Origin of the sequence: Pseudomonas sp. PDM20, from assembly GCF_014852575.3 — a bacterium.
Classification (GTDB): Bacteria; Pseudomonadota; Gammaproteobacteria; order Pseudomonadales; family Pseudomonadaceae; genus Pseudomonas.
Window position 1 is genome coordinate 2,816,338 of sequence record NZ_CM181224.1, and the last position, 25,804, is coordinate 2,842,141.

The 25,804-nt window shown below is 66.9% G+C and carries 27 protein-coding genes; 9 read left to right on the forward strand and 18 right to left on the reverse strand.

Annotated elements, in window-relative coordinates:
* Positions 1 to 64: 64 nt before the first annotated feature.
* The gene (locus IB261_RS13050; protein WP_192382894.1) at positions 65 to 1,573 is read right to left on the reverse strand and encodes a winged helix-turn-helix domain-containing tetratricopeptide repeat protein; all 1,509 of its coding nucleotides are present in this window, start codon (positions 1,571 to 1,573) and stop codon (positions 65 to 67) included.
* Between the two features lie 107 nt (positions 1,574 to 1,680).
* Between IB261_RS13050 and IB261_RS13055 the strand changes: the two genes are divergently transcribed.
* Entirely contained in the window at positions 1,681 to 1,896 is a 216-nt protein-coding gene (locus IB261_RS13055; protein ID WP_081516939.1) for a DUF1127 domain-containing protein, read from the forward strand.
* A gap of 3 nt (positions 1,897 to 1,899) precedes the next feature.
* Here the strand turns inward: IB261_RS13055 and IB261_RS13060 are convergent, their stop codons facing one another.
* Positions 1,900 to 2,385, reverse strand: coding sequence for a GFA family protein (locus IB261_RS13060; protein ID WP_192382893.1), 486 nt, complete (start codon positions 2,383 to 2,385; stop codon positions 1,900 to 1,902).
* A 143-nt stretch (positions 2,386 to 2,528) separates the two neighbouring features.
* Between IB261_RS13060 and IB261_RS13065 the strand changes: the two genes are divergently transcribed.
* On the forward strand, positions 2,529 to 3,431 hold the full coding sequence (locus tag IB261_RS13065) for a LysR family transcriptional regulator (protein ID WP_192382892.1): 903 nt from the start codon (positions 2,529 to 2,531) through the stop codon (positions 3,429 to 3,431).
* A gap of 3 nt (positions 3,432 to 3,434) precedes the next feature.
* Here IB261_RS13065 and IB261_RS13070 read toward each other — a convergent pair whose 3' ends face one another.
* The 6 genes from IB261_RS13070 to IB261_RS13095 form a co-directional block, all read right to left on the reverse strand.
* Positions 3,435 to 4,616, reverse strand: coding sequence for an iron-containing alcohol dehydrogenase (locus IB261_RS13070; protein ID WP_192382891.1), 1,182 nt, complete (start codon positions 4,614 to 4,616; stop codon positions 3,435 to 3,437).
* 116 nt (positions 4,617 to 4,732) lie between these two features.
* A complete protein-coding gene (locus tag IB261_RS13075) occupies positions 4,733 to 6,232 on the reverse strand; it encodes an APC family permease (RefSeq protein ID WP_151186836.1) in 1,500 nt (499 codons plus the stop codon).
* A 373-nt stretch (positions 6,233 to 6,605) separates the two neighbouring features.
* Positions 6,606 to 6,821 carry a hypothetical protein gene (locus IB261_RS13080; RefSeq protein WP_081516944.1) on the reverse strand — a complete coding sequence of 72 codons (216 nt, stop codon included), beginning with the start codon at positions 6,819 to 6,821 and terminating at the stop codon, positions 6,606 to 6,608.
* Positions 6,822 to 7,142: 321 nt separating this feature from the next.
* Positions 7,143 to 7,448 carry a gamma-glutamylcyclotransferase family protein gene (locus IB261_RS13085; RefSeq protein WP_192382890.1) on the reverse strand — a complete coding sequence of 102 codons (306 nt, stop codon included), beginning with the start codon at positions 7,446 to 7,448 and terminating at the stop codon, positions 7,143 to 7,145.
* Positions 7,449 to 7,463: 15 nt separating this feature from the next.
* Entirely contained in the window at positions 7,464 to 8,129 is a 666-nt protein-coding gene (locus IB261_RS13090) for a M24 family metallopeptidase (protein ID WP_081516946.1), read from the reverse strand.
* A gap of 74 nt (positions 8,130 to 8,203) precedes the next feature.
* Complete coding sequence (locus tag IB261_RS13095) at positions 8,204 to 8,539, reverse strand: hypothetical protein (RefSeq protein WP_081516947.1); 336 nt, start codon at positions 8,537 to 8,539, stop codon at positions 8,204 to 8,206.
* A 159-nt stretch (positions 8,540 to 8,698) separates the two neighbouring features.
* On the opposite strand from IB261_RS13095, the gene IB261_RS13100 reads away from it, so the two are divergent.
* Positions 8,699 to 9,301: a TetR/AcrR family transcriptional regulator gene (locus tag IB261_RS13100; protein WP_225595053.1), complete on the forward strand. Its 603-nt coding sequence runs from the start codon at positions 8,699 to 8,701 to the stop codon at positions 9,299 to 9,301.
* A 13-nt stretch (positions 9,302 to 9,314) separates the two neighbouring features.
* Here IB261_RS13100 and IB261_RS13105 read toward each other — a convergent pair whose 3' ends face one another.
* The 4 genes from IB261_RS13105 to IB261_RS13120 all read right to left on the reverse strand — a co-directional run bounded on the left by IB261_RS13105 (position 9,315) and on the right by IB261_RS13120 (position 12,766).
* Entirely contained in the window at positions 9,315 to 9,629 is a 315-nt protein-coding gene (locus tag IB261_RS13105) for an AzlD domain-containing protein (RefSeq protein WP_045214509.1), read from the reverse strand.
* Positions 9,626 to 10,324 (reverse strand): AzlC family ABC transporter permease, encoded by a 699-nt coding sequence (locus IB261_RS13110; RefSeq protein WP_192295620.1) that lies wholly within the window; start codon positions 10,322 to 10,324, stop codon positions 9,626 to 9,628. The genes IB261_RS13105 and IB261_RS13110 overlap by 4 nt, the downstream gene beginning before the upstream one ends.
* A gap of 109 nt (positions 10,325 to 10,433) precedes the next feature.
* On the reverse strand, positions 10,434 to 11,456 hold the full coding sequence (locus IB261_RS13115; protein WP_192382889.1) for a DNA topoisomerase IB: 1,023 nt from the start codon (positions 11,454 to 11,456) through the stop codon (positions 10,434 to 10,436).
* A 77-nt stretch (positions 11,457 to 11,533) separates the two neighbouring features.
* On the reverse strand, positions 11,534 to 12,766 hold the full coding sequence (locus tag IB261_RS13120) for an oxygenase MpaB family protein (RefSeq protein ID WP_192382888.1): 1,233 nt from the start codon (positions 12,764 to 12,766) through the stop codon (positions 11,534 to 11,536).
* A gap of 103 nt (positions 12,767 to 12,869) precedes the next feature.
* Between IB261_RS13120 and IB261_RS13125 the strand changes: the two genes are divergently transcribed.
* Positions 12,870 to 13,478 carry a TetR/AcrR family transcriptional regulator gene (locus IB261_RS13125; RefSeq protein ID WP_192382887.1) on the forward strand — a complete coding sequence of 203 codons (609 nt, stop codon included), beginning with the start codon at positions 12,870 to 12,872 and terminating at the stop codon, positions 13,476 to 13,478.
* A 238-nt stretch (positions 13,479 to 13,716) separates the two neighbouring features.
* Here the strand turns inward: IB261_RS13125 and IB261_RS13130 are convergent, their stop codons facing one another.
* Positions 13,717 to 14,919, reverse strand: coding sequence for an NAD(P)/FAD-dependent oxidoreductase (locus tag IB261_RS13130; RefSeq protein WP_192382886.1), 1,203 nt, complete (start codon positions 14,917 to 14,919; stop codon positions 13,717 to 13,719).
* 324 nt (positions 14,920 to 15,243) lie between these two features.
* Here IB261_RS13130 and IB261_RS13135 point away from each other — a divergent pair, with 324 nt between their 5' ends.
* Positions 15,244 to 15,765 carry an RrF2 family transcriptional regulator gene (locus IB261_RS13135; RefSeq protein WP_138214385.1) on the forward strand — a complete coding sequence of 174 codons (522 nt, stop codon included), beginning with the start codon at positions 15,244 to 15,246 and terminating at the stop codon, positions 15,763 to 15,765.
* Between the two features lie 11 nt (positions 15,766 to 15,776).
* Here the strand turns inward: IB261_RS13135 and IB261_RS13140 are convergent, their stop codons facing one another.
* Positions 15,777 to 16,397: a cell wall hydrolase gene (locus IB261_RS13140; RefSeq protein ID WP_192223226.1), complete on the reverse strand. Its 621-nt coding sequence runs from the start codon at positions 16,395 to 16,397 to the stop codon at positions 15,777 to 15,779.
* A 202-nt stretch (positions 16,398 to 16,599) separates the two neighbouring features.
* Positions 16,600 to 17,394, reverse strand: a complete 795-nt coding sequence (locus IB261_RS13145) for an alpha/beta fold hydrolase (RefSeq protein ID WP_192382885.1) — start codon at positions 17,392 to 17,394, stop codon at positions 16,600 to 16,602.
* 119 nt (positions 17,395 to 17,513) lie between these two features.
* Between IB261_RS13145 and IB261_RS13150 the strand changes: the two genes are divergently transcribed.
* On the forward strand, positions 17,514 to 18,458 hold the full coding sequence (locus tag IB261_RS13150; RefSeq protein ID WP_318653081.1) for a GlxA family transcriptional regulator: 945 nt from the start codon (positions 17,514 to 17,516) through the stop codon (positions 18,456 to 18,458).
* Positions 18,459 to 18,814: 356 nt separating this feature from the next.
* The gene (locus IB261_RS13155; RefSeq protein ID WP_081516957.1) at positions 18,815 to 19,519 is read left to right on the forward strand and encodes an MgtC/SapB family protein; all 705 of its coding nucleotides are present in this window, start codon (positions 18,815 to 18,817) and stop codon (positions 19,517 to 19,519) included.
* A gap of 130 nt (positions 19,520 to 19,649) precedes the next feature.
* Here IB261_RS13155 and IB261_RS13160 read toward each other — a convergent pair whose 3' ends face one another.
* Both IB261_RS13160 and ampC read right to left on the reverse strand, forming a co-directional pair.
* Positions 19,650 to 20,735, reverse strand: a complete 1,086-nt coding sequence (locus tag IB261_RS13160; RefSeq protein WP_192382883.1) for an MBL fold metallo-hydrolase — start codon at positions 20,733 to 20,735, stop codon at positions 19,650 to 19,652.
* A gap of 295 nt (positions 20,736 to 21,030) precedes the next feature.
* Positions 21,031 to 22,173 carry a class C beta-lactamase gene (gene ampC / locus IB261_RS13165; RefSeq protein ID WP_192382882.1) on the reverse strand — a complete coding sequence of 381 codons (1,143 nt, stop codon included), beginning with the start codon at positions 22,171 to 22,173 and terminating at the stop codon, positions 21,031 to 21,033.
* 112 nt (positions 22,174 to 22,285) lie between these two features.
* On the opposite strand from ampC, the gene IB261_RS13170 reads away from it, so the two are divergent.
* Positions 22,286 to 23,332 carry an RNA methyltransferase gene (locus IB261_RS13170; protein ID WP_151186844.1) on the forward strand — a complete coding sequence of 349 codons (1,047 nt, stop codon included), beginning with the start codon at positions 22,286 to 22,288 and terminating at the stop codon, positions 23,330 to 23,332.
* A 170-nt stretch (positions 23,333 to 23,502) separates the two neighbouring features.
* Complete coding sequence (locus tag IB261_RS13175; RefSeq protein ID WP_225606118.1) at positions 23,503 to 24,306, forward strand: helix-turn-helix domain-containing protein; 804 nt, start codon at positions 23,503 to 23,505, stop codon at positions 24,304 to 24,306.
* Between the two features lie 189 nt (positions 24,307 to 24,495).
* Here IB261_RS13175 and IB261_RS13180 read toward each other — a convergent pair whose 3' ends face one another.
* Entirely contained in the window at positions 24,496 to 25,791 is a 1,296-nt protein-coding gene (locus tag IB261_RS13180) for an NAD(P)/FAD-dependent oxidoreductase (RefSeq protein ID WP_192382880.1), read from the reverse strand.
* Between the last annotated feature and the right edge of the window lie 13 nt (positions 25,792 to 25,804).

Consider the following 25,804-nt stretch of genomic DNA (forward strand, 5'->3'; position numbering starts at 1 on the left):
CAAGCGTGCCGCTATGGCGGATAACCCGTTCCGGGTTATGCGCCCTACGAGGTGACGCAACCCGTCAATCCGGCAGTCCCGCCTTGCGGAAGCCTTCGACGAAGTGCTCGCGCACCGCTCCGTCCCGCAGTGGCTCAGTGTCCACCCAGTGACGGATGGTGAAGGCGGGGTTGGTGACCAGGAAAAACTCGGTTTCCGCACGGGCTTCGTCCAGCCGGCCCAACTGGGCGAGGCTGGCAGCGAGGAAACGCCGCGAGCTGCTGCGGTAGGTCTCGTCGCGGCGCAGGGTCTGGATCGCGCCTGGATAATCGCGCGCCGCGTACTGCGCCTGGCCCAGCGTCAGGTAGTACCAGCCGGCGGGGAAGGGGTTGAGGCGAAAGGCCCGGCGGATGTACTCCAGGCCCTCGTCGATGCGCCCGGCCAGCACCGTGACATCGGACAGCGCGGTCCAGGCGTCGGCATCGTTGGGGTCCAGTTCGAGTGCTCGCTGGAACTGCGCGTCGGCTTCGGCGTACTGGCGCTCGTAGCTCAGCAGGTAGGCCAGGCTCCAGCGGCAGCCGGCATCGTTGGGGTCGATGGCCACCGCCTCGCGCGCCTGCGCCAGGGCGGTTTCGCGCTCAAGCGTCGTCGGGCCGCCGCTGTGTATCCAGCCCATCCAGTGGTTCATCGCCAGCCAGCGCCGCGCCTCGGCATACTGCGGGTCGAGGGCGATGGCGCGGCTCAGCATCAGGTGAGCTTCCCGTGCGGCCAGCGGTGAATCATCCATCAGCTGGCGGGCGCGCACGCAGAGTTCGTAGGCTTCCAGGTTCTTCGGCCGGTTGCGCGGCAGCGGCCTGCGCAGGTGGCCGAGCAGGGCCTGGATGATCTGCCCGGTCAGCTGGTCCTGCAGGTCGAAGAGGTCTTCCGCGCGGCTCTCGAAGCGCTCGGCCCAGACATGCTCGCCGGTGCTGGCGTCCACCAGCTGGGCGTTGATCCGCACGCGCGCGTCGGCACGCCGCGCGCTGCCTTCGAGCAGGTAGCGCACGCCCAGCTCGCGGGCGATCTCGCGCACGTCCATGGCCTTGCCCTTGTAGGCGAAGGCCGAGGTGCGGGCGATGACGAACAGCCCGCCGACCCGCGAAAGCTCGGTGGTCAGGTCTTCGGTCAGGCCGTCGGCGAAGAGGGTCTGCTGCGGGTCGTCGCCGAGGTTGACGAAGGGCAGCACGGCGATGGACGGCTCCTCCGGCAGGGCCGGCGGCGTGCGCGGTGCGTCCGCCAGGCGCTGCACCGCAGCGCTGAAGCGGTAGCCGACACGGGGCACCGTGGTGATCCAGGGGCTGCCGTCCGGCGCTTCGCCGAGCACCTTGCGCAGTTGCGCGATCTGCACGGTGAGGTTGCCTTCCTCGACTACAAGGCCTGGCCAGGTGGCGTCCATCAGCTCGGCCTTGGTACGAATCTCACCCGGCTGCTCGAGCAGGGTCTGCAACAGGTTCAGTGCGCGAAAACCGATGGCGACGGGCTGCTCGTCGCGCTTGAGCACGCCGGTTGGGCCATCGAGGACGAAGGGGCCGAAAGCCAGACGCGATTGCTGCATGACGCCCCCTTTGCAAGTTTTTGGAAGTGTTTGGCGCGGCTTGAGGACGGCGCCCCGGGCGACCGCCATGCTCGGCCCCATGAGGCACGAGTCGAATGGAGGTTGCCATGAACCATACTCCCCGCCTGCTGCTGCCGGAAGCCTCGCGCCGGTCGTTCAGCCTGTCGTCCCTGCTGCAACTGCTTGCGCTCTGGCAGACGCGTGCGCGGGTCCGCCGCCAGCTCGCCTGCATGGCCAGGGCCAATCCGCACCTGATCGAGGACATCGGCCTGACGCGCCGCCGGGTGGCACAGGAGATCGCCAAGCCGTTCTGGCGCGCATGACTGTCACTGTTCCAGTCCGAGGCGCTGGTGCCACTGGGCGATGGACTCCTGCGGGTAATCGTCGAACTGCAGGTCATGTGGCCCGGCCTCCACCTCGACCCAGCGGGCCTTCGATCGCAACAGCAGGTGGGTGTGCTCGGGAGGAACCGGCAAGGGCGTGTCGATGGCCGAGGCGAAGGGGTGGATCAGTTCCGGCCAGCGTGAATCGTAGAGCCACAACCCGCTGCCGCACTGGCTGCAGAAATGCCGCTCGGCGCCGCTGGTGTGGGTGCGCTGGCCCTCCTCGCGGATCTTCGCGTGGTAGATGCTGATGTGCTTGCGCCCGCGCACCCTGAGGCTGGCAGCCTCGCCGCCGAGGTTGATCGCATAGCCACCGCCGCCCTGGGTCTTGCGGCAGATCGAGCAGTAGCAGCGCTGGTAAGGGTAGGGATGGGCGCTGTGCAGGCTGAAGTGCACGGCGCCGCAGTGGCAGGAACCTTCGAGCAGCATGGCGTCTCTCCTTGCTGTTTGGCCTTGAGGGATACCTGGGCAGGGACTCGCGGGCGCGCCGGGGATTCCATCGGATCGCACCAGCGGGACTGGCTCCGCCCCGTGCAGTAGACTAGCCGCCCGCCCGGCGCCGGACTCTGCCCATGCTCAGGAATTTCACCGACCTCGATCTGCGCCTGCTGCGCATCTTCGCCTCCGTGGTGAAGTGCGGCGGCTTCACCGCGGCGCAGGCCGAGCTGAACATGAGCCAGTCGAACATCAGCATGCACATCGGCAGCCTGGAAAAGCGCCTGGGCTACCGCTTGTGCGAGCGCGGCAAGGGCGGCTTCCGCCTGACGGCGAAGGGGCAGCGGATTCTCGAAGCGTCGCAGGTGATGTTCGACGCCATCGGGCTGTTCCGCGACCAGGCGCAGGCGCTGTCCGGGCAGTTGGTCGGTGAGCTGTACCTGGGGCTGGCGGACAACGTCACGACCCTGCCGCAGGCGCGCTTCGACGAGACCCTGGCAGCCTTCCACGGCCGCGAGCAGGATGTGCAGTTGAACCTCTACGTGAACTCGCCGACCGAGCTGGAGCTGGCGGTAATCGATGGGCAGCTGGACCTGGCGATTTCCTACTTCAGCCGCACCCGGCCGACGCTGGATTACCTGCCGCTGTACACCGAGGAGATCGGCGTGTTCTGCGGCGAGCGCCACCCACTGTTCAGCGCGCGCAAGCCGACGCTGAAGCAGATCGCCGAGTACAACTGGGTGCGCCATGGCTTCCTGCCGGCGGACCAGGAACTGCCGTTCCGCCCCGAACGCAGCAGCGCCACCGCGCATCACATGGAGGCGGTGGCGCATTCGGTGCTGGCCGGTACGCACCTGGGCTACCTGCCGACCCACTACGCGAACATCTGGGTCGAGCGCGGGCGGATGAAGCCGCTGCTGCCAGAGAAACTCTGCTACGAGGTGACGCACAGCATGATCACCTATGCCGGGCGCCCCCGCAGCGAGGCCGCCCGCGCCTTCATCGAAGACCTGCTGAGCGTGCACGGCCTCGGCGGTTAACGCTCAGGCGAGTACGCCGTTGACTGCGTTGAGGTAGATGCGCGAGTAGTCCCCGGCTTGCAGTGGCAGGGCATTGGTCTCGGAGGAGGAGATGTCCGCCACGGCCTGCTCGCCGACCCATTGCGCGTCTTCGCCGTCCAGGCCCACTTCCTTGAGCGTATGGGGAATGCCCACGGACGAGCGCAGCTCCAGTACCCAGCCGAGCAGGCCGTCGAAGCTGGCTTCCGGCAGTTCCAGATAACGCGCCAGGCGCGTGGCGTCTGCCTCGATGGCCGGGCGGTTGGCGACCAGCACGTAAGGCAACAGCACGGCATTGAGCAGGCCGTGGTGCTTGTGGTGCCTGGCGCCCAGCGGATGGGCCAGCGCATGCACGCCGCCCAGTCCCTTCTGGAAGGCCACGGCGGCGCTGGCCGAAGCCACCAGCATGCCTTCGCGGGCGGCCAGGTCGGTTCCGTTGTGGACGGCGCGCTGCAGGTGCTCCTTGACCAGGCGCACGCCTTCGATGGCGACGCCGGCGGACATGGGGTGGTAGAGCGGCGAGAACAGCGACTCCAGGTGATGGGTCAGGGCGTCCATGCCGGTGGCGGCGGTGAGCGACTTCGGCAGGCCGACGGTCAGCGCCGGGTCGAGGATCACCGAGCGGGCCAGCAGTTCGCGGTGGCCGACGACGATCTTGATGTCGCGCGAGGTGTCGGTCAGCACGGCTTCGCGGCCCAGTTCGGAACCGGTGCCGGCGGTGGTCGGAATGGCGATCAGCGGCGGCAGGTCGAGGGCCGGATGATCGCCCAGGGTCGGGTACTGCGCGATCAGCTGCGACCATTCGAAATGGCGCAGGCCATCGGCATCACGGCTGAGCAGGGCGATGCCCTTTGCCGCATCCAGCGCGCTGCCGCCCCCCAGGGCGATCAGCGAGTCGTGGCCACCTTCGGCCAGGGCCAGGGCGCCGGCAGTGACTTCCTCCAGCGCGGGGTTGCTGGAGAAACCGTGGAACAGCGCGTAATCGATGCCGGCGGCTTCCAGGCGGCGGCGCACTTCGTGCAGCGGCGGCAGTTCGAGCATGCCGGGGTCGGTGACCAGCAGCGGCTTGCGCATTCCGGCGAGGCGGCAGCGCTTGGCCAACTGGTCGAGGGCGCCGACGCCGCAGAGGATTTCCGTGGGGTAGTTCCAGTAGTTCAAGGTGGACATGGGAAGCTCCGGATTGCAGGCATGACCTGCCCGTGCCGGGGCGCAGGGCAGTCCGGCAGGGCAGAAGGAAGGGAGAGGCGCCGGTGCGTGCCGGCGCGGATGATTCAGTCGATGGCTCAGCCGACCGCGCGGCCAGCGAAGCTCAGGCTGGTGGCGATGCGGCGGTGCGGCTTGGCGATGAACAGGTAGGCCAGACCGAACAGGGCGAGTACGGAGAACACCACGACCACCGCCCAGACCTGGAACCAGGGCGCGCCGGGCGGGGCGAGCAGTTCCCGCGGCCAGGCCACGTTGATCGCCTCGAACACCAGCCAGAACACGGCGATGACGTTGACCAGCAGGCCTTTGCGGCCCAGCTTCAGTGCGCCCTTGTCCGGGTCCCAGCGACCGCTCAGGCGGGCATACAGGGCGCTGGCGGCAACGATCAGGAAGACGAAGAAGAAGCCGCCGCTGCCGAAGGCGATCAGCGTACCCACCGCGGTGGCGTTCAGCCCCAGCGCCAGGCCCAGGCTGGCCAGCAGGGTGCTGCAGACCATCGCGGCCATCGGCACCTTGCGCTTGTCCACGCGACGCAGCAGGGCGGAGCCGGGAAGGATTTCATCGCGGGCCATGCCGAAGATGGCGCGGCCGATGTACGTCTGCACCGACACCACGCAGGCAACGAAGGCCACCAGCACGATGGCCACGAACGGCCGCTCGGCCCAGGCGCCGAAGGCGTCCACCACGGCGGGGGTCACCGGGTCGATGATCTGCCCGCTGACCACGGCGGCCGGGTCCTTGTACGACAGGGTCACGGCAAAGGCGGTCAGCATCACGGTCAGCCCGACCACCAGCATCGAACGCAGGATGGCGCGCGGTGTGGAGACGCGGGCGTCGGTGGTTTCCTCGGAAATCTGCGAGCAGGCGTCGAAGCCGAGGAAGGCCCAGCCGCCCACCGCCAGCGCGGTGAGGAAGCCCGTCCAGTAAGTGCCGCCGGAGACTTCCAGGGCATTCAGGCTGCTGAACAGTATCTCGAAGGAGTGGTTGCGGAAGAACAGCAGCAACAGCACGCCGATGCCGATGGAGGCGATGGCCTCGGCGAAGATGCCGGCGTTGACGAAGTACTTCAGCGGGTTGATGCCCAGCAGGTTCACGCCGAGCCCCAGGGCCAGCAGCGCCGCACCGCAGAGTACCTGGGCGTTGGCCGATGGCGGCTCGCCGGTCACCAGCAGACCGAGCCAGAAGCCGCCCAGGTAGGCAACCGTGGTCAGCGAGGCGAGGGCAGAGGCCAGGTAGAGGAAGCCGGTGAACCAGGCCGCGCGGTCGCCGATCAGTCGGCGCACCCACTGGTAGCAGCCGCCGGCCAGGGGGAACTGCGAGGACAGTTCGGCGTACACCAGCGCCACGCTCAGTTGCAGCAGCAGGCACAGCGGCACGATCCACACCCACGACGGCCCGACGCTCATGGCGCCCAGGGACATCACCGAGTAGATGCCGACGACCGGGGAAATGGTGGCGAAGCCGACGGAAAACGAGGACCACAGGTTCAGCCCGCGGTCCAGCTCCTGGCGGTAGCCGTGGCTGGCGAGCAGGCTTTCGTCGCCACTGGCGACGGTGGAGCTGCGAAGGTCAGACATGCCGGCCTCCGGTGTTCAGGGAAAAGGGGGATTCACGGCCAGGCATGAGTGGGCGAAGGCGCATGGGAGATCCTCGGGGCAGTTGGAGTTGTTATCGAGAACCCGCGTCTCTAGAGGACGGCTGAGTAGCTGGCGCTGTCAGTGCAGCGCAGAGCCAGAGTAGGGCGCTGCCGCATCAGGAAAAATTCATATTTGATTGGGCTGACATCAATTGAGGCTGATGTTTGTGGGGTAGTTGCCGGAATGATGCCAGGGCAGGCAGGGGATTGCCCGTGTAGGAGCGCGTGCCAACGATCAGGCTGGGCGGAGGGCAGGTAACGGGCGGAAAAGGCGGGAACCGGGAACGACAGCGCGCTCCCGGCGTACAGCAGTATCAGCAGTGCTTGTCCTGTCCGGCCTTCTTCTCGGCATCGGGCTGGGCGTTCTGTGCGGTCTGCTGCTCGGCATCGGCCTTGGCGCGAGTGGCCTGCATGGCCTGGTAGTTGGACTCGGTCAGGCGGTTGGTCATCAGGGCGGATTCTTCGGCCATGGAAGCCTGGCTGGCGAGCAGGGCGGCGAGGGACAGGACACTGGCAGTGAGCAGTTTCATGAAGGAATTCTCGGGTAGTGGACTTCAGATAGGTGTTGCTCGCGAGTGGCCACAGTCTACTGACCGGTCACCGCACGAACCCATGAGGAAAACTGCTGGGAATGATCGAATCGTGCAGGCCAGTTGATGCAGGCCAGCCCCCGTCGAGTTGGGAGCTGGCTCGCAGCCAGCGAAATTGCTGGCTTGGAGGAGAAAAGTGATCAACCTGTCGCTGATCGCGAAATAGCCAACCCTGAAGCCCTGCTAATGAATCCATGCAAGGCGTCTAACGAGTCGGGCCTGTCGTCAGGCCTTTACATAGACCCATGCCTGCAGGCCCGACTACAGCCGGACATTGATCCGCTGGTAGTCGGATACCTCGTAGGCGTCCGCTGCCAGCAGCTCCTGTGGGGTGATCTCGAAGACGGTGCCGGGCACGCGGTCGGCCTCCGCGCCGCTGTACTGGACGATGGGGTGGTGGGTCTTGCCGCTGGTGGCGAGCACGGCCGGGTCGGTGATCTCCACCCAGTCGGTGCGGAAGGCCACCAGCGCGTCGGCGCGGCCTTGCAGCTCGCGGCCGAAGCTGGCCAGTTGCACGGACTTGTCCTGCAGGGTGCCGTAGGAGAACAGCAGTACGTTTTCAGTCATCGCAGGGGCTCCGGGTCAGGCCAGCAGGTCTTCGTAGAAGGCGCCGTAGGCCTTGCTCGGGTGGGCGATCTGGATTTCCAGGATCCACAGGCCGCCGTGGGGATGCTCGGCGTAGTCGCCCAGGTCGCCGGCGCGGTAGATGGCGTGGGGGAAGTCGCTGACGCGGTGACCCTTGATGTCCAGGTTGAGCTTCCAGCCCATGGCCTCGGCCTGCTGGTGGGCGAAGTCGTAGAGCTCGACGCCGCTGCAGCCGGTCTCGCGCCAGCGCGCCTCGACGCGCTGGAACAGCGTCTTCGCCGCCGCCGCGCAGGCTGTCATCTGCGGATCGTCGCCGGTGACGAAGGTGGCGCCGGCGTCGCCTTCATGGCCGCGCCAGACCACGCCCATGTCGATGAAGAAGATGTCGTTCTCACCCAGCACCGGGTTGCCCTCGGAGCGCTGCTTGAAGGTCTTCAGGGTATTGGCGCCAAAGCGGATCAGCAGCGGGTGCCAGATGCGCTCCATGCCCAGGTCGGCGAGCACCTGCTTGCCGATGGCGACGGCCTCCAGTTCGGTCATGCCGGGGACGATCGCGGCGGCGATGGCGTCCACGGCTTCCCAGGTGCGAGCCTGGGCGTATTGCATCGATTCCAGCGCGTAATTCGCGCCGACGGCTTCCTTGGCGTACACGGCGGTATTCATTCTTCTTCTCTCTGAGCGACAACCTTATCGCCGTATATATTTCTACATACCGGTAGGGAAATTCAATCGCGGGCTCAACAGCAGGACATTGCACAGGCGATGAAGGCGGTCGTCAGGGTAGTGATGCTCAAGCCGACCAGGAACAGGGTGTCGGCGAGGCGCTCCAGGCGATGGTTGCGTTGCAGCTTGCGGGTGCGCAGGCCGAAATAGGCAGCGAGGGTGGTGGCCAGGTAGATCACCGTGTTCACCGCGAGCATGTCCTGGCCGATCAGGTCGACCCGGTGCTGGCCGACGATGATGCGCAGGATGCCGACCACCGTCAGGCACACGCCGACCATGGCGCCGGACGCGGCGAAGATGTGCACGCAGATGTCGTCGTCCAGTTGCGCGGTGTGGCTCTTGTGGCTCATGACGGGACCTCCCGGGCCGGCCGCTGCGGTTCATCCGCTCGCCTTGCCGGCTTCGTTGTGGCTGCCATGATAGGAAGGACGCGGCGCTTGCTGTACTCGCTTTCCCGGTGGCCCCAGGTGATACGAAAAACAGCGGAAAATCAGCCAGATAGCCGTCGCTTGCCGAGGCAGGCACGGGCGCTGGAGAAGGTCGAGCTCATATTGGAGGCTTCGCGGCGCATCCTGGAACGTCATGGCCTGGAGGGGTTCACCACCAACCACGTGGCGGAACTGGCCGGGGTCAGCGTCGGTTCGCTCTACCAGTATTTCCCCAACAAGGAACGCATCCTCGACGAACTGGCCCGACGCGAACTGGCGGCGCTGGCCACCGGCATCATGGGTGCGCTGTCCGCTCGCCCGCCAGAGACGCCCGGCGAGCGCATCCGTGCGGTGATCCATGCGGCCGTCAGCGCCTACGGAGGGCGCACCGGCGCGCACAAGGCGCTGATGCACTACCTGATGACCCGCGGCGGTGGCAGCCCGCTGCCGGCGCTGCGCGGCAGCATCATGACCCACCTGGTGACCCATGGCCTGATCGGCCATGACCAGCAGCTGCGCAAGCTCGACGAGCCCGAGGTGTTCGTGCTCGCCCACGCTGTCGGTGGCGTGCTGCGCGCCCTGCTGGAGGACCCCGCTGCCCTGGCGCCGGGGCGGCGCGAGGGCATCGAGGAAGCGCTGGTGCGACTGGTGCTGGCGTACTACGGGCGGGGCGAGGCGGGCTGAAGCCCGGCGCCCGTCACAGCCACCAGCGCAGCAGGTAGAACGCCCCCATGCTGAGGAGCACGCTGAGCAGCACGTTGCGCGTCCACAGCACCAGGGCCACGGCGACGATGGCGCCGAGCAGGTAGGGGTTGTCCACGCGCAGGTTCAACTGGTGTTCGGGAAGGAACACGATCGGTCCGCAGATCGCCGTGAGCATCCCCGGCACGGCGAAGCCGAGGAACTGCCGCACGTTGCTGCTCAGGCGGATCGGCAGGCGCGGCTCAAGGAACACGTAGCGGTTGAAGAACACGATCAGGCCCATGCCGAAGATCACTGCCCAGGCCATCATGCGCGCACCCCCGAGAATTTCTGACAGAGGAAGCCGGCGAACATCCCCGCCAGGCCGGAAAGCACCAGCGCCGAACCGACCTGCCAGTAGCTGAGCAGCACCGAGCAGAACAGCGAGACGGCGACGCAGACCACGGTCGGGATGTTCTTCACCACCGGCACGATCAGGGCAACGAAGGTGGCGGCAATGGAGAAGTCCAGCCCCAGGTGCTCGAGGCCGGGAATGCTGGTGCCCACCAGCACGCCGGCGAGGGTGAAGAGGTTCCAGGCGATGTAGAACGTCAGGCCCACGCCCAGGGCGTACCAGCGGTTGAAGGTTTCGCGGTCATGGCCGCTGGTGAGGGCGAACAGTTCGTCGGTGAGCAGGAAGCCCAGCCCGGCGCGCCAGCGCCCCGGCAGCGGGGCAATCACCGGGCGCATGGTCATCCCGTAGAGCAGATGCTGCGAGGTCAGCAGCAGGGTGGTGATCATGATCGAGAAGAACCCGGCACCGCCCTTGAGCATGCCGATGGCCACCAGTTGCGCGGCGCCGGCGAAGACGATGGCCGACAGGCCCTGGCCGTGCAGTGGCGAGAGCCCGGCGTCGATGGCCAGGGAGCCGGCGAGCAGACCCCAGGGCAGGACCGCGAGCGACAGCGGCATGATGTCGATCGCGCCCCTGAGGAAGGCGCGAGAGGGAAGCTGATCTTGGGACATGAACGTTTCTTGCAGGCAGGTAAGTGCTTTCAGCGTGGCAGAGATCGGCGCCGGCTGGCTTGAACAATCTTGCTGTCATTGCCCTCGAGTGCTTCGTTCTGGCGAACGCTCAGGACGGCGTGCGCGAGAGAAATGCCAGGAGGGTAGCCTCTTCGGCGCTCAGGTTCTGCCGCTTGCGCTGCTTGCGCAGGCCGGCCAGTTCGCCAGCGAGGAAGGCTTCGACCACCTGCGGATGCACGTAGCATTTGCGGCAGATCGCCGGCGTATTGCCCAACTCGTCGGCGACCTGCTGGATGATCTCCTTGAGCTGGCGGTTGGCGCTTTTCTCGTCCTCCCAGCGGGTCTTGCGGCAGTACTCCAGGGCCAGGGCAGTGCCCGCCCAGGTGCGGTAGTCCTTGGCGGTGAATTCTTCGCCAGCGTGCTCACGCAGGTAGGAGTTGATGTCGCGGGAGTCGATCATATGCCGCTGCCGCTCTTCGTCCAGGTACTGGAACAGTTGCTGGCCGGGCAGCTCCAGGCAGCGCCGGAGGATGCGCGCCAGGCGCGGGTGCTCGATGTCCACGTTGTGCTTGACGCCGCTCTTGCCGCGAAAGGCGAAGTGGATGCGGGTGCCCTGTACCTCGACATGACGGTTGTTCAGGGTGGTGAGGCCGAAGGAGCGGTTCTGCTTGCGGTAGCGCTGGTTGCCGATGCGGATCAGTGTGCGATCGAGCAGCGCGACCACGGTCGCCATGACCTTCTCCGCGCCCAGGCCCGGCTGCGCCAGGTCTTGCTCGATGCGCCGGCGCAGGGCTGGCAGGCATTCGCCGAAGCGCAGCAGGCGTTCGTACTTGGCGCTGTCGCGCACCTCGGTCCATCGCGGGTGGTAGCGGTATTGCTTGCGCCCGCGCACGTCGCGCCCGGTGGCCTGCAGGTGGCCGAGCGGGTCGATGCAGATCCATACATCGATATATGCCGGCGGAATGGCGAGCTGGTCGATGCGCTGGATTTCCGCCTCCACGCGGATGCGTTCGCCACCCGGGTCGAAATAGGCGAAGCGCCCGCGCAGCCGGCGCCGGCTGATGCCCGGCAGGCTGTCGTCGACGTAGTGCAGGTCGGGCGGTAGCTCAGGCAGTTCCGACGGTGTACCCATGGCGGCTCCTCGAAGGCTCTTGCGTGTATGGATCGCGGAAGGGCGCTTCGAGTGCCGTTTTTTTCACTTGGCCAGATTCAGGGGCGGACGTCCTCCACTGCCAGGTGCGTGGGCGAGATCAGCCGGGGATCAGCCCCGCCGAACAGGGTGCGCAGATAATCCTCCTGGCTTTGCAGGCCGCGGCGTACCAGCCAGGCGCGGCCGCCGGGCAGGGCGCGCAGCAGGCGGTGGAAGAGCAAACGCGGCGGCGCGCTCAGCAGCGGGTACCACGGCAGGCTGCCGCCGGGCAGGCCGAGGGCGCGCCGGCCTTGGGCGTCGATGAAGGTGCCGGCGATGCTCAGGTGGATGGCCCGGTTCAGCCGTCCGCGCAGCCAGGCGAAGTTGGCGTAATGGCGCTGCAGCGGTTCGTCCACCAGCGCCGAGCCGAGAATACGGCTGCTGTCGTCTGGCGGCGCCTGGGACAGCAGGTTGTGGTAGAGCGCGCGGATCGCGTCGTTCTCGCTGGCGCACAGCCAGCGCTCCTCGACGCCCATCAGCCAGGCGATGTAGCGCCAGAGGTGGATGATCGCTTCGCGCTCGCGCCGGCTCAGGGCCACCCCCAGCATGCGCTGGCCGATCAGGAAGATCGCCGAGAAGGCCAGGTAGGTCGCGTGCATGTCGCCCTGATTGACCGGCAGGCCGTAGTGGGCGAAGTCCCAGGCTTCCAGCCGTGAAACCCGCCGCCGCACCAGAGCGTGCACCAGCCGTACGTGCAGCGTGCTGCGATAGCCCGCTGCGCCCCGCGCCATGCCGCCGGGACGGGTGCAGTCGATCCACCATTTGGTGGTTTCGGCAATGCGCCGCTGCGGGCCTTTCTCCAGCGCGCCGGTGAGCACGAGGGTGCGGTTGATGCCGGAGGCCTGGTAGCCGGCCAGCAGGCCCAGGTCGCGGAGTACGCGCATGCCGGTGAGCCCCGACAGACCACAGGCACGGGCACCTTCATCGAGGCGTTGCAGGTCGACCCAGGCGGGCAGCGCATCGACCTGGGCGAAGAAGGTCTTCAGCGGCTCGGGTGCGTCGGGGATGGCGGCGATGCCCTGGTTCAGCGCCTGCTCGTACAGCTGCATGCCACTGCCAAGGCCGATGTCGAACATCCACTCCACCAGCGTATCCATGGGCGCATCGCCCGCCGTGAGGGACTCGCCGATGGCCTGCCAGGTCACGGCGTCCGGCTCGCTCGGACCCTTGAGAAAGCGCCGTACCGGCGCGGCAGTGCGGCGGGCGCGCTGCAGGTCGGCGCCGTGGCGGGTGGGCAGGGCGGTTGCGCTCATCGATTCATACCTTGGTTGGGTGGCCGGGGGGATTCGTCGAATTACGCTATTGCGAGTATTTGCTCGCATTCAACTCGCATCCGGCTCGCACCAGGAGACAGGCATGAGGAAGCAACCCACGCAGCAGCGCGCCAGCGAGATGGTGGCGGTGCTGGTCGAGGTGGCGGCGCTGGAGATCGGCGAGCGCGGCCTCGATGGCCTGACCACCAACCACGTGGCACGTCGCGCCGGGGTAAGCGTCGGCTCGCTTTACCAGTACTTCGCCAACAAGGAGATGATCGTCGAGGCCCTGCTGATGCAGCGCGCCGGGACCTTGATGAAGGTGGTGCACGAGCGCGTCACGCCGTTATTAGGTGCAGACATCGGCAGCGTCACCCGCGCTGTGCTGGAGGGCATCTTCGAGCAGGTCGAGGGCGATGCGGCGCAGCGCGAGCTGCTGCGGCACTGGCACCGGCTCAATTCCGCGCCGGTGTTCCAGACCCTGGAGCAGCAGATGATGGAGGTGTGCCGGCAATACCTGATGCGCCACTTCGACGACTACCGCATCGACAACCTGCCGGCCGTGCTGTTCGTGGTTATCAACTCCGTGCAGTACACCACCGCGCGCTACCTGAGCGAGGCACAGCCGCTGCTGGGGCGCGAGGAGGTGATCGATACGCTGGCACGGATGGTCGAGTCCCTCTGTGCGCCACGCACCCGGCCAAGCCAATAGGAGCGCCGGCAGCGGCGCAGCGTTCGTCGCAAGGCATCAGGAAGGCACAAGTAGGATGGCGTGGAGCGCAGCGATACCCATGCTGCTGGCATGACGGGCAACCCTGACGATGGGTATCGCTACGCTCCACCCATCCTACGCAGAGTTACCGGCAGGTATGGTGCCAGCGGGTACCGCCAGCAAGTGCCAAAGAAAAAGCCCCGGAAGGCTCGCGCCGACCGGGGCTTCGTTCACTGCATCAGGCCACGACAGGAATCATCGGGTCAGCCGCTGCCAATGCGGTGGCGCGATCGGCGGCCGGCGGGTAGATCCACACGGTGTTGATCTCGGTCTTGATCTTCTTGCCTTCCTCGCGCTGGAAACGCACCTGGCGGTCCCAGCCTTCGGTGAACAGCGCGCCCCAGGCTCCCAGGTCCAGGCAGGTTACGTACTTGGGCTGGCTGTAGGGGATCGGCGCTACGCCCAGCAGGTCGGCGGCGGCGTTGTTACCGGCGGATCGGCCCAGGGCGATGGCGTGCTGGCAGGTCATCAGCGCGTAGTTGCCGACGTCGTCGGTGGCGGCGTAGGCGGTATCGCCAGTGGCGAATACCGCGTCCTGGCCGATCACCTGAAGGTTGCGGTCCACATGCAGGCGGCCCTGGCGGTCACGCTCGCCGGAAACCTGCTCGGTCAGCGAGCTGGCGCGTACGCCGGCGGTCCAGATCACCGTCTTCGCCTCGATGCGCTCGCCGCTGGAGAGGGTCACGCCGTTCTCGTCGATGGATTCCACCGAAGCCTTCAGGCGCCATTCCACGCCCAGTTCGGCGGAAGCCTCGGCCACCACGGACTGCGAGGTGACGCCCAGCGCGCCGCCAATCTCGGCGCCGCGATCGACCACGATGACGCGCACTTTTGCGTCCGCGCCCAGCACTTCGCGCAGTCGCGCCGGCATTTCAGCGGCGGTCTCGATGCCGGTGAAGCCGCCACCAGCGACGACTACGGTGTTGCGTGCTTCGGACTCCGGCAGCTGATGCAGCGCGCGGATGTGCGTTTCAAGGCGCACGGCCTGGTCGATGTCGTCCACATCGAAGGCGTGCTCGATGCCGGCCAGGGCGGGACGGGCGACCTTGCTGCCGCTGGCGAGGATCAGGCGGTCGAAGCCCAGGGTGGCGATTTCGCCGCTGGCGTTGCGGTATTCCAGCTGGCGGCCGTCGACATCGATCTGCTCGGCGCTGCCCTGGATGAAGGTCACGCCCACGGCGCCGAACAGGTCGCCCAGCGGCGCGGCCATCTGATGCACGTTCGGCTCATAGAAGCGCGGGCGGATGCGCAGTTCGGCCTGGGGCGCGAGGACCGCGACTTCGACGTCGCCGCGCTGGTGCAGGTCGAGCAGACGGGTGGCGCTCAGGGCGCTCCACATACCCGCGAAACCGGTGCCGACGATCAGGATGCGTTGCTTCATGGTGCTCTCCGACGAAAAGGATGAATCCAGGTTGTTGGGTTCCCGAGTGCCTGATATCGGAGCGGTTCGCTTCCCGGCTCGCCTCGGATAACTACGACTATATTGGTCGTAGTTAAGTGGCGCAACCGATTTCTGCCACAAACTCCGACCGTTCGTCACGGGCGGGACGGGAAAGAACCACTGCTTCTGTTTATGCGGCGGACAGGAAAAAGAGTCGATAGCCCGCATACCGCAGATGACAGCTCGTCAGAATGCATGCTTAAGTGCTTGCCGGATGCCCGACAGGGCTTGAGAATAGTGCGACTAATCTAGTCGGAGTTTGTGATGGCTTTGTACAGTGCAGGCGTGGAGTACGGTATTCACTGCCTGCTCTATTTGACAGACGAGAAGGGCGACAGCCGCGACTCCAGCGTGCGTGCGCTGGCGGAGCTGCAGGGCGTGCCCCAGGAGCTGCTCGCCAAGGTCTTCACCAAGCTGGCCAAGGCCGGGCTGGTGGCGGCCACCGAAGGCGTGCGCGGCGGCTTCCGCCTGGCGCGGCCGGCAGACGAAATCACCGTGCTGGATATCGTCAGGGCCATCGACGGCGACAAGCAGATCTTCGAGTGCCGCGACATCCGTGGGCGCTGCGCCGTGTTCGAAGGCTCGCCCCCGGAATGGGCGACCTGCGGCACCTGCTCGATCCACGCGGTCATGCTCACCGCGCAGAAACGCATGGAAGAGGCCTTGGCTCAGCACACCGTGCTCGACCTCGCGCGCCGCGTCGGGCGCAAGGCTCCACCGGAGTTCGGCGAGGCCCTGGTGCGCTGGATGGACGGCCAGCGCGACGGTTCCAGCGCCGTCAGCTGACCTGGAGCGCCCTAGCGCGCATCACCGCCGCGCGGCTTGTAGAAGACGAACTCGTCGGTCTCTGCCGTGCGGATGTATTCCTTCGCCCATCCAGGCGAGGCGTGGCGGTCGTGGAAGTACATGGCGCCGCGCGTGCGGTCGCTGAGCTGCTGGTTCAGGGCCCGGCGGGCAATTTCCTTGGCGATGTCGTAGCGGTTCTTCTCTTCCACCTGGTCGGATCGGCCGTCGCACCACCAGGAGAACTGGCAGTGCTTCTGCGCCTGGCCCTGCTTGACCACGCCGCACACGGTGTCGGGGAAGCCCCCATGGCCCATGCGGTTGAGCACCACATTGGCCACTGCCTCCATATCCGCCTTGCCGCCGCCCTTGGCTTCCCAGTAGATGGTCCGCGACAGGCAGGTGATGGCGTCGTCCAGCGGCGCCTTGCCGGCCGGGTCCAGCGCCTTGACCTCGGATTTGCTGATGGGCGCCGGGCTGGTTACTGCCGTCGCCGGGTGGGCGACCTGCTGTTCCAGCACTTCGGCCTTGTTCACCGCGGCCTGGGCTTTCTCGTCGGTGGAGGTGCCGATGGAGGCGGCGAAGGAAGAGGGCGCCCACAGGGTGAGCAGCAACAACGGAAGAAGGCGGCACATGTTCGAACCTACCTGCGCGGCGAAATCAGTCTGGTCGTTGTGCGGATCCTGCGAAGCAGTCGCGCAACGACGCCCTTCAGGCCGCCTCCCTCCGTCTCGAAGTGGCGAGGCGACTGCGCCTGGTCGTTGTGACTGGGCTGCGCGGAATTAGATTCAACTTTCCAGCCAGACGGTAGCCGCCGTAGCCCACGCGTGACGGGACCTAGGGCACATAGCGCTGAAGGAATTCGTCTACCGCCTGCAGTACCGCCGGCTGCTGCTCGCGGTGCGGAACGTGGCCGCAATCGGGCAGCAGCCTGAGCATCGTCGGTACGCCGGGGACCGAGGTGAAACGCTCCGGGTGTGCGGCCGAGCCGTACTCGTCCTGCTCGCCGTGCAGGCTGAGGATCGGGCACTTCACCTGCGCCAGTTCCGCATCCAGGTTCCAGTCGCTGAAGTCGTCGGACAGCCAGGTATCGACCCAGGCGCGCAGCACCCAGAAGGCCTTGTCGCCGTGGTACTTCTGCAGGCGCTCCAGCTGCCCTTCGCGGGCGAACTCCACCTCGGCGGCGCGGATGCCGTCGCGGGTCTGGTGCTCGACGAAGGCCTGGGCCGACTCGGTGATTAGCGCCGCGCACGCCTGCGGATGCTGTGCCACACAGGCCACCGCCATGGCCCCGCCGACGCTGTGGCCGAACACCACGCAGCGTTCGAAGCCGAAGTGCCGTTGCAGCAGGGGGAAGAAACTGCGCGCCTCGTCGTCGATGAAGTCCAGCGGCAGGGCGCCGGGATAGCGCTCGGAGCGGCCGAAGCCGAGGCGGTCGTAGGCAATCACCTGGCGCCCGGTGTTGCGCGCGAGCTGCTCCGGGAAATCGCGCCACAAGGTCACGCAGCCCAGCGAGTCGTGCAGCAGCAGGATCGGCTCGCCGACGGTTTCGGCAGGCGTCCAGTCCTGGGTGAACAACTGGCCCTTCTCGCTGCTGATCCAGTGCTCCCGGGTGGTGACGGGCAACGACATGACACTCTCCTGTACTGACTCGCTGTGGGTTCGGTCATAGTATTCCCGCCAGGTGCCCGAGGCGATGTTCAGACGGGCGTATGCATAGTCCGATCGGGCCAGGAGGGTGTTTGAAACAGGTGGCGATTCTGGCCTATGACGGCTGTTGGGCGATGGGGTTGTTTTCGGCGGCGGACTTCTTCCGCATTGCGGCTTTGCTGGAACAGCACCTGGGCGTGGAGCCCTCATTTGCGGTGCGAGTGGTCTCTGTCGATGGCGCGCCGGTGTGCGCAGCGGGCGGCCACGTCATTACGGCGGAGGCTGCGCTGGCGGATGTCGAGGTCGCCTCGCTGGTCGTCCTGCCGGCCATCGAGGGGCCGCGTCTGGCCGGCTTCGAGGCGGATGCGCGGGTGCTGGCGTGGCTGGGCCGGCATATCGGCGCTGGCGCGCGGGTGCTGGCTTTGACCACGGGCGCCGCCTGGCTGGCAGCCAGTGGGCGCCTCGATGGCGGCCTGCTAGCCACGCATTGGGCCTTCGTCCGGCAACTGGGCAAGCGCTATCCAGCGTGCCGCTTCGTGGCGCGGGAATCCTTCCTGCAGGAGGGCGGGCTTTACAGCACCGGTTCGCTCAATGGTTGCTTCGATGCGTTGCTGGATATTCTCGCCCGCGATTGCGGCGACCGTTTCGCCCAGCTCTGCGCCACCCACCTGCTGGTCGCCGACCCACACCGCCTCGGACCGATCCTACCGGGCCATCGCAACCATTGCGACGACGCTGTGCTGCGGGTGCAGGACTGGATCGAAAGCCACCACGCCGAACCGCTGACTATCGAGCGCATGGCGCGCCAGGCCGGGGTCAGCGAGCGCACCTTCAAGCGCCGTTTCAGCGAAGCGACGAAGCTGCCACCCAATCTCTATCTGCAGCAGGTGCGCATCGACAAGGCGAAGAAGCTGCTGCTGGCGACCCAGTTGTCGGTGCGCGAAATCGCCGCCGAGGTCGGCTACGAGAACGTCAGTTTCTTCGTCCGTCTGTTCAAGGCGCGGGTCGGAACCACCCCGGCGCGCTGGCGTGAAGGTGCTTCCTGAAGGCTGCTAAGGAAACCTTAAGGCAGCTCGGCGATGATGACGACTCGCGGCCGGTAGTTGTCCCGGGCAGTGCTCACACCGGGTCCGGCCGCTTTTTTTGAATTGAAGAGGAGTCCTGCCTTGGACACTTGCCCTGGTCGATTGCGACAGGTCTGAACAGCGAGCCGTCCGGCAGAACCCTGCCACTGTCTCGCTGCGTTGCGGACAGTGGCGCGACGCATCCCGCCACGGGATGACGTCGCACCATTCCCCTGCGGGGCCGGTCCGGCCCTTCGCTCCCTAGCAATCCATCACCCGAATGCGCGCCGGCGTCGCCCGGCGCATGGAGCGGCCGCGCGTCGCGAACGAGGTGGAACATGGATTGGAAAATCTTCCTGCTGCGGGTCGCCGCGGCACTCATTCTGGGCGCCCTGATCGGCGCCGAACGCCAACTGCGCCAGCGCCTCACCGGCCTGCGCACCAACGCGCTGGTCAGCACCGGTGCCTGCCTGTTCGTGCTGATGACCCAGGCCATGCCGGGGCTATCCGCCGATGCGCCGCGTATCGCTGCGTACGTGGTGTCGGGGATCGGCTTCCTCGGTGGTGGCGTGATCATGCGCGATGGCCTCAACGTGCGTGGCCTGAACACTGCCGCCACGCTCTGGTGCACCGCTGCCATCGGCGTGCTGTGCAGCATGGGGCTGTTGCTGGAAGCTGCGCTGGGCAGCGTGGTGGTGCTCTGTGCCAACATCCTGCTGCGTGACATCGCCCAGCGCATCAATCACCAGGACGTGCTGCCGGCCAGCGAGGCGGAGCAGCGTTATGGCGTCGCCATCATCTGCCGCGCCGAAGACGAGATCCAGGTGCGCAGCCTGATGCTGCACAGCCTGGACAGCAGCGAACTGCGCCTGCAATCGCTGCACAGCGAGGACCAGGCCAACCCGGCGAAACTGGAAGTGCGCGCCGAACTGCTCGGCGGCCATGGCGCCACCGGCCAGCTGGAACGCATGGTCAGCCGCATCAGCCTGGAGAAGGGCGTCAGCTCGGTACGCTGGCAGCTGTTCGAGTTGGCCAGCGATTGATAGTCCACGCGCGCTCCTGGGCTCTTCGTAGGATGGGTGGAGCGCAGCGATACCCATGCTGCTGGTGTAATGCGTTGATGGGTATCGCTACGCTCCACGCCATCCTACAAGGGCTCTCAGCTCTCAGCTCTCAGCTCTCGCGGGCGGTGCGGCAACCGCAGCGCGGTGCGCGTGCGCGGGCTTCCTCGGCCACCACACCGCGCCACCAGCGCTCGCCCTGGTGCGGCGCTTCGATGTCGATGCGCTCGCCCATCATCGGGGTGGTAACGGCCAGCCCGCGCTCGCCGGCGATTTCAAGCACGCGCTCGAAGGGCTCGTACCAGGCGTGCATGGCCAGGTCGAAGGTGCCATTGTGGATCGGCAGCAGCCAGCGGCCGTTGAGGTCCTGGTGCGCCTGCACGGTCTGCTGCGGGTGCATGTGCACGTAGGGCCAGTGTTCGTTGTAGGCGCCGGTTTCCATCAGCGTCAGGTCGAAGTGACCGAAGCGCCGGCCGATCTCGGCGAAGCCGTCGAAGTAACCGGTGTCGCCGCTGAAGAAGACGCGCAGGCTGTCGTCCTCGATCACCCAGGAGCACCACAGGGTGCGGTTGCCGTCGCGCACGCCACGGCCGGAGAAATGCTGCGCCGGGGTGGCGGTCATGCACAGGCCGTCCACCGTGGTGCTCTGCCACCAGTCCAGCTGGCGGATTTTCTCTGCCGGCACGCCCCAGTCGAGCAGGCGGTCGCCGACGCCCAGCGGGGTGAGGAAGACTTCCGCGCGCTCGGCCAGTACGGCGATGGTCGCGCGGTCGAGGTGATCGTAGTGGTCGTGGGAGAGGATCACGCCGCGGATCGGCGGCAGGTCCTGCAGGGCAATCGGCGGCGCGTGGAAGCGCTTGGGCCCGGCGAAGCTGAAGGGCGAGGCGCGTTCGGAGAACACCGGGTCGGTCAGCCACCAGCCACCGCGCAGCTTGAGCAGCAGGGTGGAGTGGCCGAGGCGGTAGAGGCTGCGGTCGGGCGCCTGCTCCAGCTCTTCACGGCTCAGCGCGCGCACCGGCACCGGGGCTCGCGGCACGGTGTTCTTCGGCTTGTTGAACAGCAGATCCCAGAGCACCTTCGCGCCCGGTTCGGGCATCTCGGCCGGGCGTGCCTTGAGGTTGCGGAATCTCCCGGCGATGTATTGCGGCGAGTGGCTGTAGTCGTCGATGGGCGCGCGTTGCAGTGGGAGGCGGGGCAAGGCACTGATCCTCAGTGGCGGAATGCGTCAGGGAAGCACGCTACAGGTTCCGCCGCCAGGGAGCATTACCGGCATTTTGATTCAGAACATCACCGTTATCGATGAAAGCGCGCCGGGGTTTCCCTGTAGGAGCTGGCCATGCCTGCGACATTTCTTGCGCCGGACCGTCACGGACGCCTGGAGCAGCGCCGTCAGTTGATCGGCCCTGCGAGCGGACATTCGCGGCGCCTGGTGGGCGCATACCTTGTCCGCGTATCGCGGGCGTGGTCCGCTCCTGCAGGGCACGCCGGGCGGCTCAGTTGAGCTTCGACAGGATGTCCCAGGCCAGCTTCACCCGCACCTCGTTGGGGTAGTTGCGGTTGGCGAGGATGACGATGCCGCGCTGCTTCGACGGGACGAAAGCCACGTAGGCGCCGAATCCACCGGTGGCGCCGGTCTTGTTCACCCAGACCTCCTGCTGCGGCGGCAACGGTTTGCGCAGCGCCGTTACCGGCTGGCTTTGCAGCACCATGCTGCTGCCGTTGTACTGCTGCAGTTCGGCGAGCTTGGGCGGGTAGGCGTACTGCTCCCAGATCAGGTCCTGGGTCATCGGGCCGACCTGGTAGTAGCCGGTGCGGGTGGCATCCACCGCCGCCCGCAGCTTGTCGCCGAGCTTCACCTCGCCCAGCTGCAACTGGACGAAACGCAGCAGGTCGCGGCTGCTGGATTTCACCCCATAGGCCTCGTCGGCGATCTGGTCGGGGTTCACCCGCACCGGGGCGTCATCCTTGTCGTAGCCCTGGGCGTAGATGGCCTGGCGGGTCACCGGCACGTCGATGTGGGTATTGCTCAGGCCCAGCGGCGCGAAGACGTTGCGTTGCATCGCGGTCTTGAACGGCACGTCGAGCGCCCGCGCGGTGACGATGCCGAGCAGAGCGATGCTGGGGTTGGCGTAGCTGCGCTGGGTGCCGGCGGGGTACTGCGGCTGCCAGTTCCTGTAGTAGTCGGTGAGCTGCTGGGGCGTCTTCACCTCGTCGGGCAGTTGCAGCGGGAAGCCGCCGGCGGTGTGGGTGGCGAGCTGGATCAGCGTCACCTTGTCCAGCGCACTGCCGCGCAGTTCCTTCAGGTAGCGTGTCGGGCTGTCCTGCAGCTTGAGCTTGCCCGCGGCCTGGGCGAAACCGGCGAGGGTGGCGGTGAAGGTCTTGCTCACCGAACCGATCTCGAACAGCGTGTCGCTGCTCACCGGTTGCTTGTTCTCCTTCGACGCCACGCCGAAGTTGTAGAAGCGCTGCTCGCCGTGATCGGTGACGCCGATGGCGAGGCCGGCGATGTTCTGCTCGCGCATGACCTGCTGGGCGAGCTTGTTCACCTTGGCATCGAAATCCGGCGGGGCGGCCTGGGCGAGACTGGCGACGAGCAGGGAGGTGAGGCTGAGTACGAGCGGGGCGGTCCGGTGCATGACGACTTCCTGGGCAGTGCAATGGGCTGACCCTAGCATCGCTGCGGCCAGGTCTCCAGCCAGACCGGTAGCGCTACGCCGGCGCCCACGGCAGTGGTAGGATTCGCGCCCCATGCGAATCCACGACCTCGACCAACGCCTCGCCGACCTTGGCGCGCTGCCCCTGCACCGCGCGCGGATGCTGCGCGCCTGGCTGCAGGGCCGGCCGCTGGACGCCGGCACCAAGCGGCAAGCGACCGAGGATTTCCTGCCGCTGGGCGTGCGCAACGGCGTGGCGCAGGTCGCCGCCGAACTGGACGCCCTGGCGACCCTCCACTCGCGTCATCCCGGCGGTGACAACTCCGAGCGCCTGCTGGTGCGCCTGGCCGACGGGCAGATGGTGGAGAGCGTGCTGTTGCCGCGCGGCGGCGTGTGCGTGTCCACCCAGGTCGGCTGCGCCGTGGGCTGTCGCTTCTGCATGACCGGCAAGAGCGGCTTGCTGCGTCAGCTTTCCACCACCGAGATCGTCGCCCAGCTGGTGCTGGCACGGCGCGTTCGGCCAGTGAACAAAGTGGTGTTCATGGGCATGGGCGAGCCGGCGCACAACCTCGACAACGTGCTCGAAGCCATTGACCGTCTCGGCACCGACGGCGGTATCGGCCACAAGAACCTGGTGTTCTCCACTGTCGGCGACCCGCGCGTCTTCGAGCGTCTGCCGCAGCAGCGGATCAAGCCGGCCCTGGCACTGTCGCTGCACACCAGCAATGCCGAGCTACGTGAGCATCTGCTGCCGCGTGCGCCGAAGCTGACGCCCGAGGAGCTGGTGGAGCAGGGCGAGGCCTATGCGCGCGCCACGAACTATCCGATCCAGTACCAGTGGACGCTGCTCAAGGGCGTCAACGACAGCCAGGAGGAGCTCGACGGCATCCTGCGGCTGCTCAAGGGCAAGTTCGGCGTGCTCAACCTGATCCCCTTCAACGCGCTGGAAGGCGATCATTACCAGCGCCCGGATGGCGAGCGCATCGTCGAGATCGTCCGCTACCTGCACAGCCGTGGCGTGCTGACCAAGGTGCGCAACAGCGCCGGGCAGGATGTAGAGGGCGGCTGCGGCCAGTTGCGCGCACGGGCGACCGGGCTGATCGCCACGTCCGGTCGGCGGATTTCTCGTCTGGGCGAGTAATTACCGCGCGCCTTTGCTGTTCGAGATCTTGCACGGGTATCGCGCCGGTTGTTAGCCTTCCCCATCTGAAAAAACCAGCAGGGCTGGGTATGGCGATCCGGGTTGTCGAAGCACAAGAAGTAGATCAGCAGCGCATAGCCATTCCTGGTTGGGAACAGCAGTACACGCAGATGTCCGCCGGGCGATTCGCCGGGCGCATCCTGCACGCCGAAATCGAGGGGATCGAGCTCTTTGAAGAGCAGATGAACCTGCGCGTGGAGCAGGAGTTCCACGCCCCGCCCGGCGCCCTGGTGTTCAGCTTCGACATGTCCGACAACGCCCTCTACCTGCTCGACGGGGAAACCCGCAACGCCTGGGTCACCCCGGAGAACTACCGCGAGGTGGCGGTGGTGATCAAGGAGTCGGCGAACTGGGGCCAGCCGGCCGATGCTTTCGCCGACCTGGTACTGACACCGCTGCGCTCGGGCCACTGCCAGTCGGTGGCCACTTCGCTGAGCAACCTGCTGACCGGAGCCTCGGTCGGCGGCGACCCGATGGATGCGCCGGGTGTGGCGCAGAGCATCGTCTCCCACTGTTTCTCGCTGCTGTGCGAAGCGCCCCTGGATGGCGAACGTCGCGCGCGCTCCATCGTCCAGGCCAAGCGCGTGGTGCAGCGGGTCAAGGAAGTGGTGAGCGACTGCCCCGACGAGCAGTTCGGCATGGCCGACCTCGCCGCCAAGGCGGGCGTTTCGCCGCGCACCCTGCAGCAGTCGTTCCTGCATTACGCGGGCATCCCGCCCATCGTCTGGCTGCGCAACCGGCGCCTGAACGCGGCACGACGGGACCTGCTGGCAGCCGCCGAGTCCGGCATGACCGTGGCCGAGGTGGCGATGAAGTGGTCGTTCTGGCACCTGGGGCGGTTTTCCCAGTCGTATTTCGCGCTGTTCGGCGAGTATCCGAAGACCACGGCGAAGCAGGGCGGTCGGGCCTGGTAGCGGCTATCAGTCATGGGCGCGGACGTTGTCCGCGGGTCGCGGGCATAGCCCGCTCCTACACCGGGGTTTGCCGGTAGGAGCTGGCCATGCCTGCGACAGCCAGCGCGCCGGAGCATCACGGACGCAGTCCGCCACGGAAGAGAAAAGCCCCCGAATCGGGGGCTTTTTCGTTTACCGCAGAGCCAGTGATCAGCCCAGCAACTCGCGTACCCGATACCACGCCATGCCCAGCGCCAGCAGCGGCGAGCGCAGCAGCTTGCCACCGGGGAATGTCAGGTGCGGCACGGCGCTGAACAGGTCCAGCCCCTTGCTCTCACCCTGGTGGATGGCTTCGGCGAGCAACTTGGCTGACCAGTGCGTGACGTTCAGTCCGTGGCCGGAATAGCCCTGGGCGAAATACACGTTCGGATGGCTCTTCAGCCGGCCGACCTGCGGGAAACGATTGGCGGTGATGCCGATCATGCCGCCCCACTGGTAGTCGAGCTTCACCTGCTCCAGCTGCGGGAACACCTTGAGCACCTTCGGCCGCATGTAGGCACCGATGTCCGCCGGGTCGCGCCCCGAGTAATGGCAGGCGCCGCCGAACAGCAGGCGACGGTCGGCCGTCAGGCGGTAGTAGTCCAGCCCCACCTTCTGGTCGCACAGCGCCATGTTCTGCGGGATCAGCTGCGCCGCCAGTTCCTCGGACAATGGTTCGGTGGCCACCACATAGCTGCCGGCGGGCAGTACCTTGCCGGTGAGCGTGGGTTCCAGCTCTTCCAGGTGCGCGTTGCAGCCGAGCACCAGGGTCTTGGCCAGCACGCGACCCTGGGCGCAATGCACCACAGCGGTCGTGCCATGCTCGATGCGCAGTACCGGGCTCTGCTCGAAGACCTGCGCGCCGAAGGCCTTGGCCGCACGGGCCTCGCCCTTCACCAGATCGAGCGGGTGCAGATGGCCCGAGCCCATGTCGATGTGTCCACCCGCGTAGAGATCGCTGGCGACCACTTCGCGCATGCGCTCCGGCGGCACCAGCCGGGTCTCGTGCGGGTAGTCCGAAGCGCTCAGCGACTCCTGCTCGCGGACCATCGCGGCGTATTGCGCCGGGGTATTGGCCAGCTCGCAGAAGCCCCAGCGCAGGTCGCACTCGATACCCAGTTCGGCGATACGCTCGGCGACCAGGGCCACCGAATCGACACCCGCCTGCTCAAGGTAGTGCACGCCTTCCTCGCCGACGTACTTGGCGAAGCCGCTGACGTCGTGGCCGATGCCACGGATCAGCTGCCCGCCATTGCGTCCGCTGGCGCCCCAGCCGATGCGCCGGGCCTCCAGCAGGACCACGGAGTGGCCGCGCCGGGCCAGCTCCAGGGCTGCGTTCACGCCGGTGAAGCCGCCGCCGATCACGCAGACATCCGCACGCACCTCCCCCGCGAGGGAAGGGTACTGCTGACGGTCGCGGGCGGTCGCGGCGTAGTAGGACGCGGCGTGCTCCTCGGTGTGCTTCATGGCGCTTTCTCGT

Excerpts from the sequence above, each read along its gene's own strand:
- IB261_RS13050 (WP_192382894.1), bottom strand. The coding sequence starts at position 1,573 with ATGCAGCAATCGCGTCTGGCTTTCGGCCCCTTCGTCCTCGATGGCCCA.
- IB261_RS13055 (WP_081516939.1), top strand. The coding sequence starts at position 1,681 with ATGAACCATACTCCCCGCCTGCTGCTGCCGGAAGCCTCGCGCCGGTCG.
- IB261_RS13060 (WP_192382893.1), bottom strand. The coding sequence starts at position 2,385 with ATGCTGCTCGAAGGTTCCTGCCACTGCGGCGCCGTGCACTTCAGCCTG.
- IB261_RS13065 (WP_192382892.1), top strand. The coding sequence starts at position 2,529 with ATGCTCAGGAATTTCACCGACCTCGATCTGCGCCTGCTGCGCATCTTC.
- IB261_RS13070 (WP_192382891.1), bottom strand. The coding sequence starts at position 4,616 with ATGTCCACCTTGAACTACTGGAACTACCCCACGGAAATCCTCTGCGGC.
- IB261_RS13075 (WP_151186836.1), bottom strand. The coding sequence starts at position 6,232 with ATGTCTGACCTTCGCAGCTCCACCGTCGCCAGTGGCGACGAAAGCCTG.
- IB261_RS13080 (WP_081516944.1), bottom strand. The coding sequence starts at position 6,821 with ATGAAACTGCTCACTGCCAGTGTCCTGTCCCTCGCCGCCCTGCTCGCC.
- IB261_RS13085 (WP_192382890.1), bottom strand. The coding sequence starts at position 7,448 with ATGACTGAAAACGTACTGCTGTTCTCCTACGGCACCCTGCAGGACAAG.
- IB261_RS13090 (WP_081516946.1), bottom strand. The coding sequence starts at position 8,129 with ATGAATACCGCCGTGTACGCCAAGGAAGCCGTCGGCGCGAATTACGCG.
- IB261_RS13095 (WP_081516947.1), bottom strand. The coding sequence starts at position 8,539 with ATGAGCCACAAGAGCCACACCGCGCAACTGGACGACGACATCTGCGTG.
- IB261_RS13105 (WP_045214509.1), bottom strand. The coding sequence starts at position 9,629 with ATGATGGCCTGGGCAGTGATCTTCGGCATGGGCCTGATCGTGTTCTTC.
- IB261_RS13110 (WP_192295620.1), bottom strand. The coding sequence starts at position 10,324 with ATGTCCCAAGATCAGCTTCCCTCTCGCGCCTTCCTCAGGGGCGCGATC.
- IB261_RS13115 (WP_192382889.1), bottom strand. The coding sequence starts at position 11,456 with ATGGGTACACCGTCGGAACTGCCTGAGCTACCGCCCGACCTGCACTAC.
- IB261_RS13120 (WP_192382888.1), bottom strand. The coding sequence starts at position 12,766 with ATGAGCGCAACCGCCCTGCCCACCCGCCACGGCGCCGACCTGCAGCGC.
- IB261_RS13125 (WP_192382887.1), top strand. The coding sequence starts at position 12,870 with ATGAGGAAGCAACCCACGCAGCAGCGCGCCAGCGAGATGGTGGCGGTG.
- IB261_RS13130 (WP_192382886.1), bottom strand. The coding sequence starts at position 14,919 with ATGAAGCAACGCATCCTGATCGTCGGCACCGGTTTCGCGGGTATGTGG.
- IB261_RS13135 (WP_138214385.1), top strand. The coding sequence starts at position 15,244 with ATGGCTTTGTACAGTGCAGGCGTGGAGTACGGTATTCACTGCCTGCTC.
- IB261_RS13140 (WP_192223226.1), bottom strand. The coding sequence starts at position 16,397 with ATGTGCCGCCTTCTTCCGTTGTTGCTGCTCACCCTGTGGGCGCCCTCT.
- IB261_RS13145 (WP_192382885.1), bottom strand. The coding sequence starts at position 17,394 with ATGTCGTTGCCCGTCACCACCCGGGAGCACTGGATCAGCAGCGAGAAG.
- IB261_RS13155 (WP_081516957.1), top strand. The coding sequence starts at position 18,815 with ATGGATTGGAAAATCTTCCTGCTGCGGGTCGCCGCGGCACTCATTCTG.
- ampC (WP_192382882.1), bottom strand. The coding sequence starts at position 22,173 with ATGCACCGGACCGCCCCGCTCGTACTCAGCCTCACCTCCCTGCTCGTC.
- IB261_RS13170 (WP_151186844.1), top strand. The coding sequence starts at position 22,286 with ATGCGAATCCACGACCTCGACCAACGCCTCGCCGACCTTGGCGCGCTG.
- IB261_RS13175 (WP_225606118.1), top strand. The coding sequence starts at position 23,503 with ATGTCCGCCGGGCGATTCGCCGGGCGCATCCTGCACGCCGAAATCGAG.
- IB261_RS13180 (WP_192382880.1), bottom strand. The coding sequence starts at position 25,791 with ATGAAGCACACCGAGGAGCACGCCGCGTCCTACTACGCCGCGACCGCC.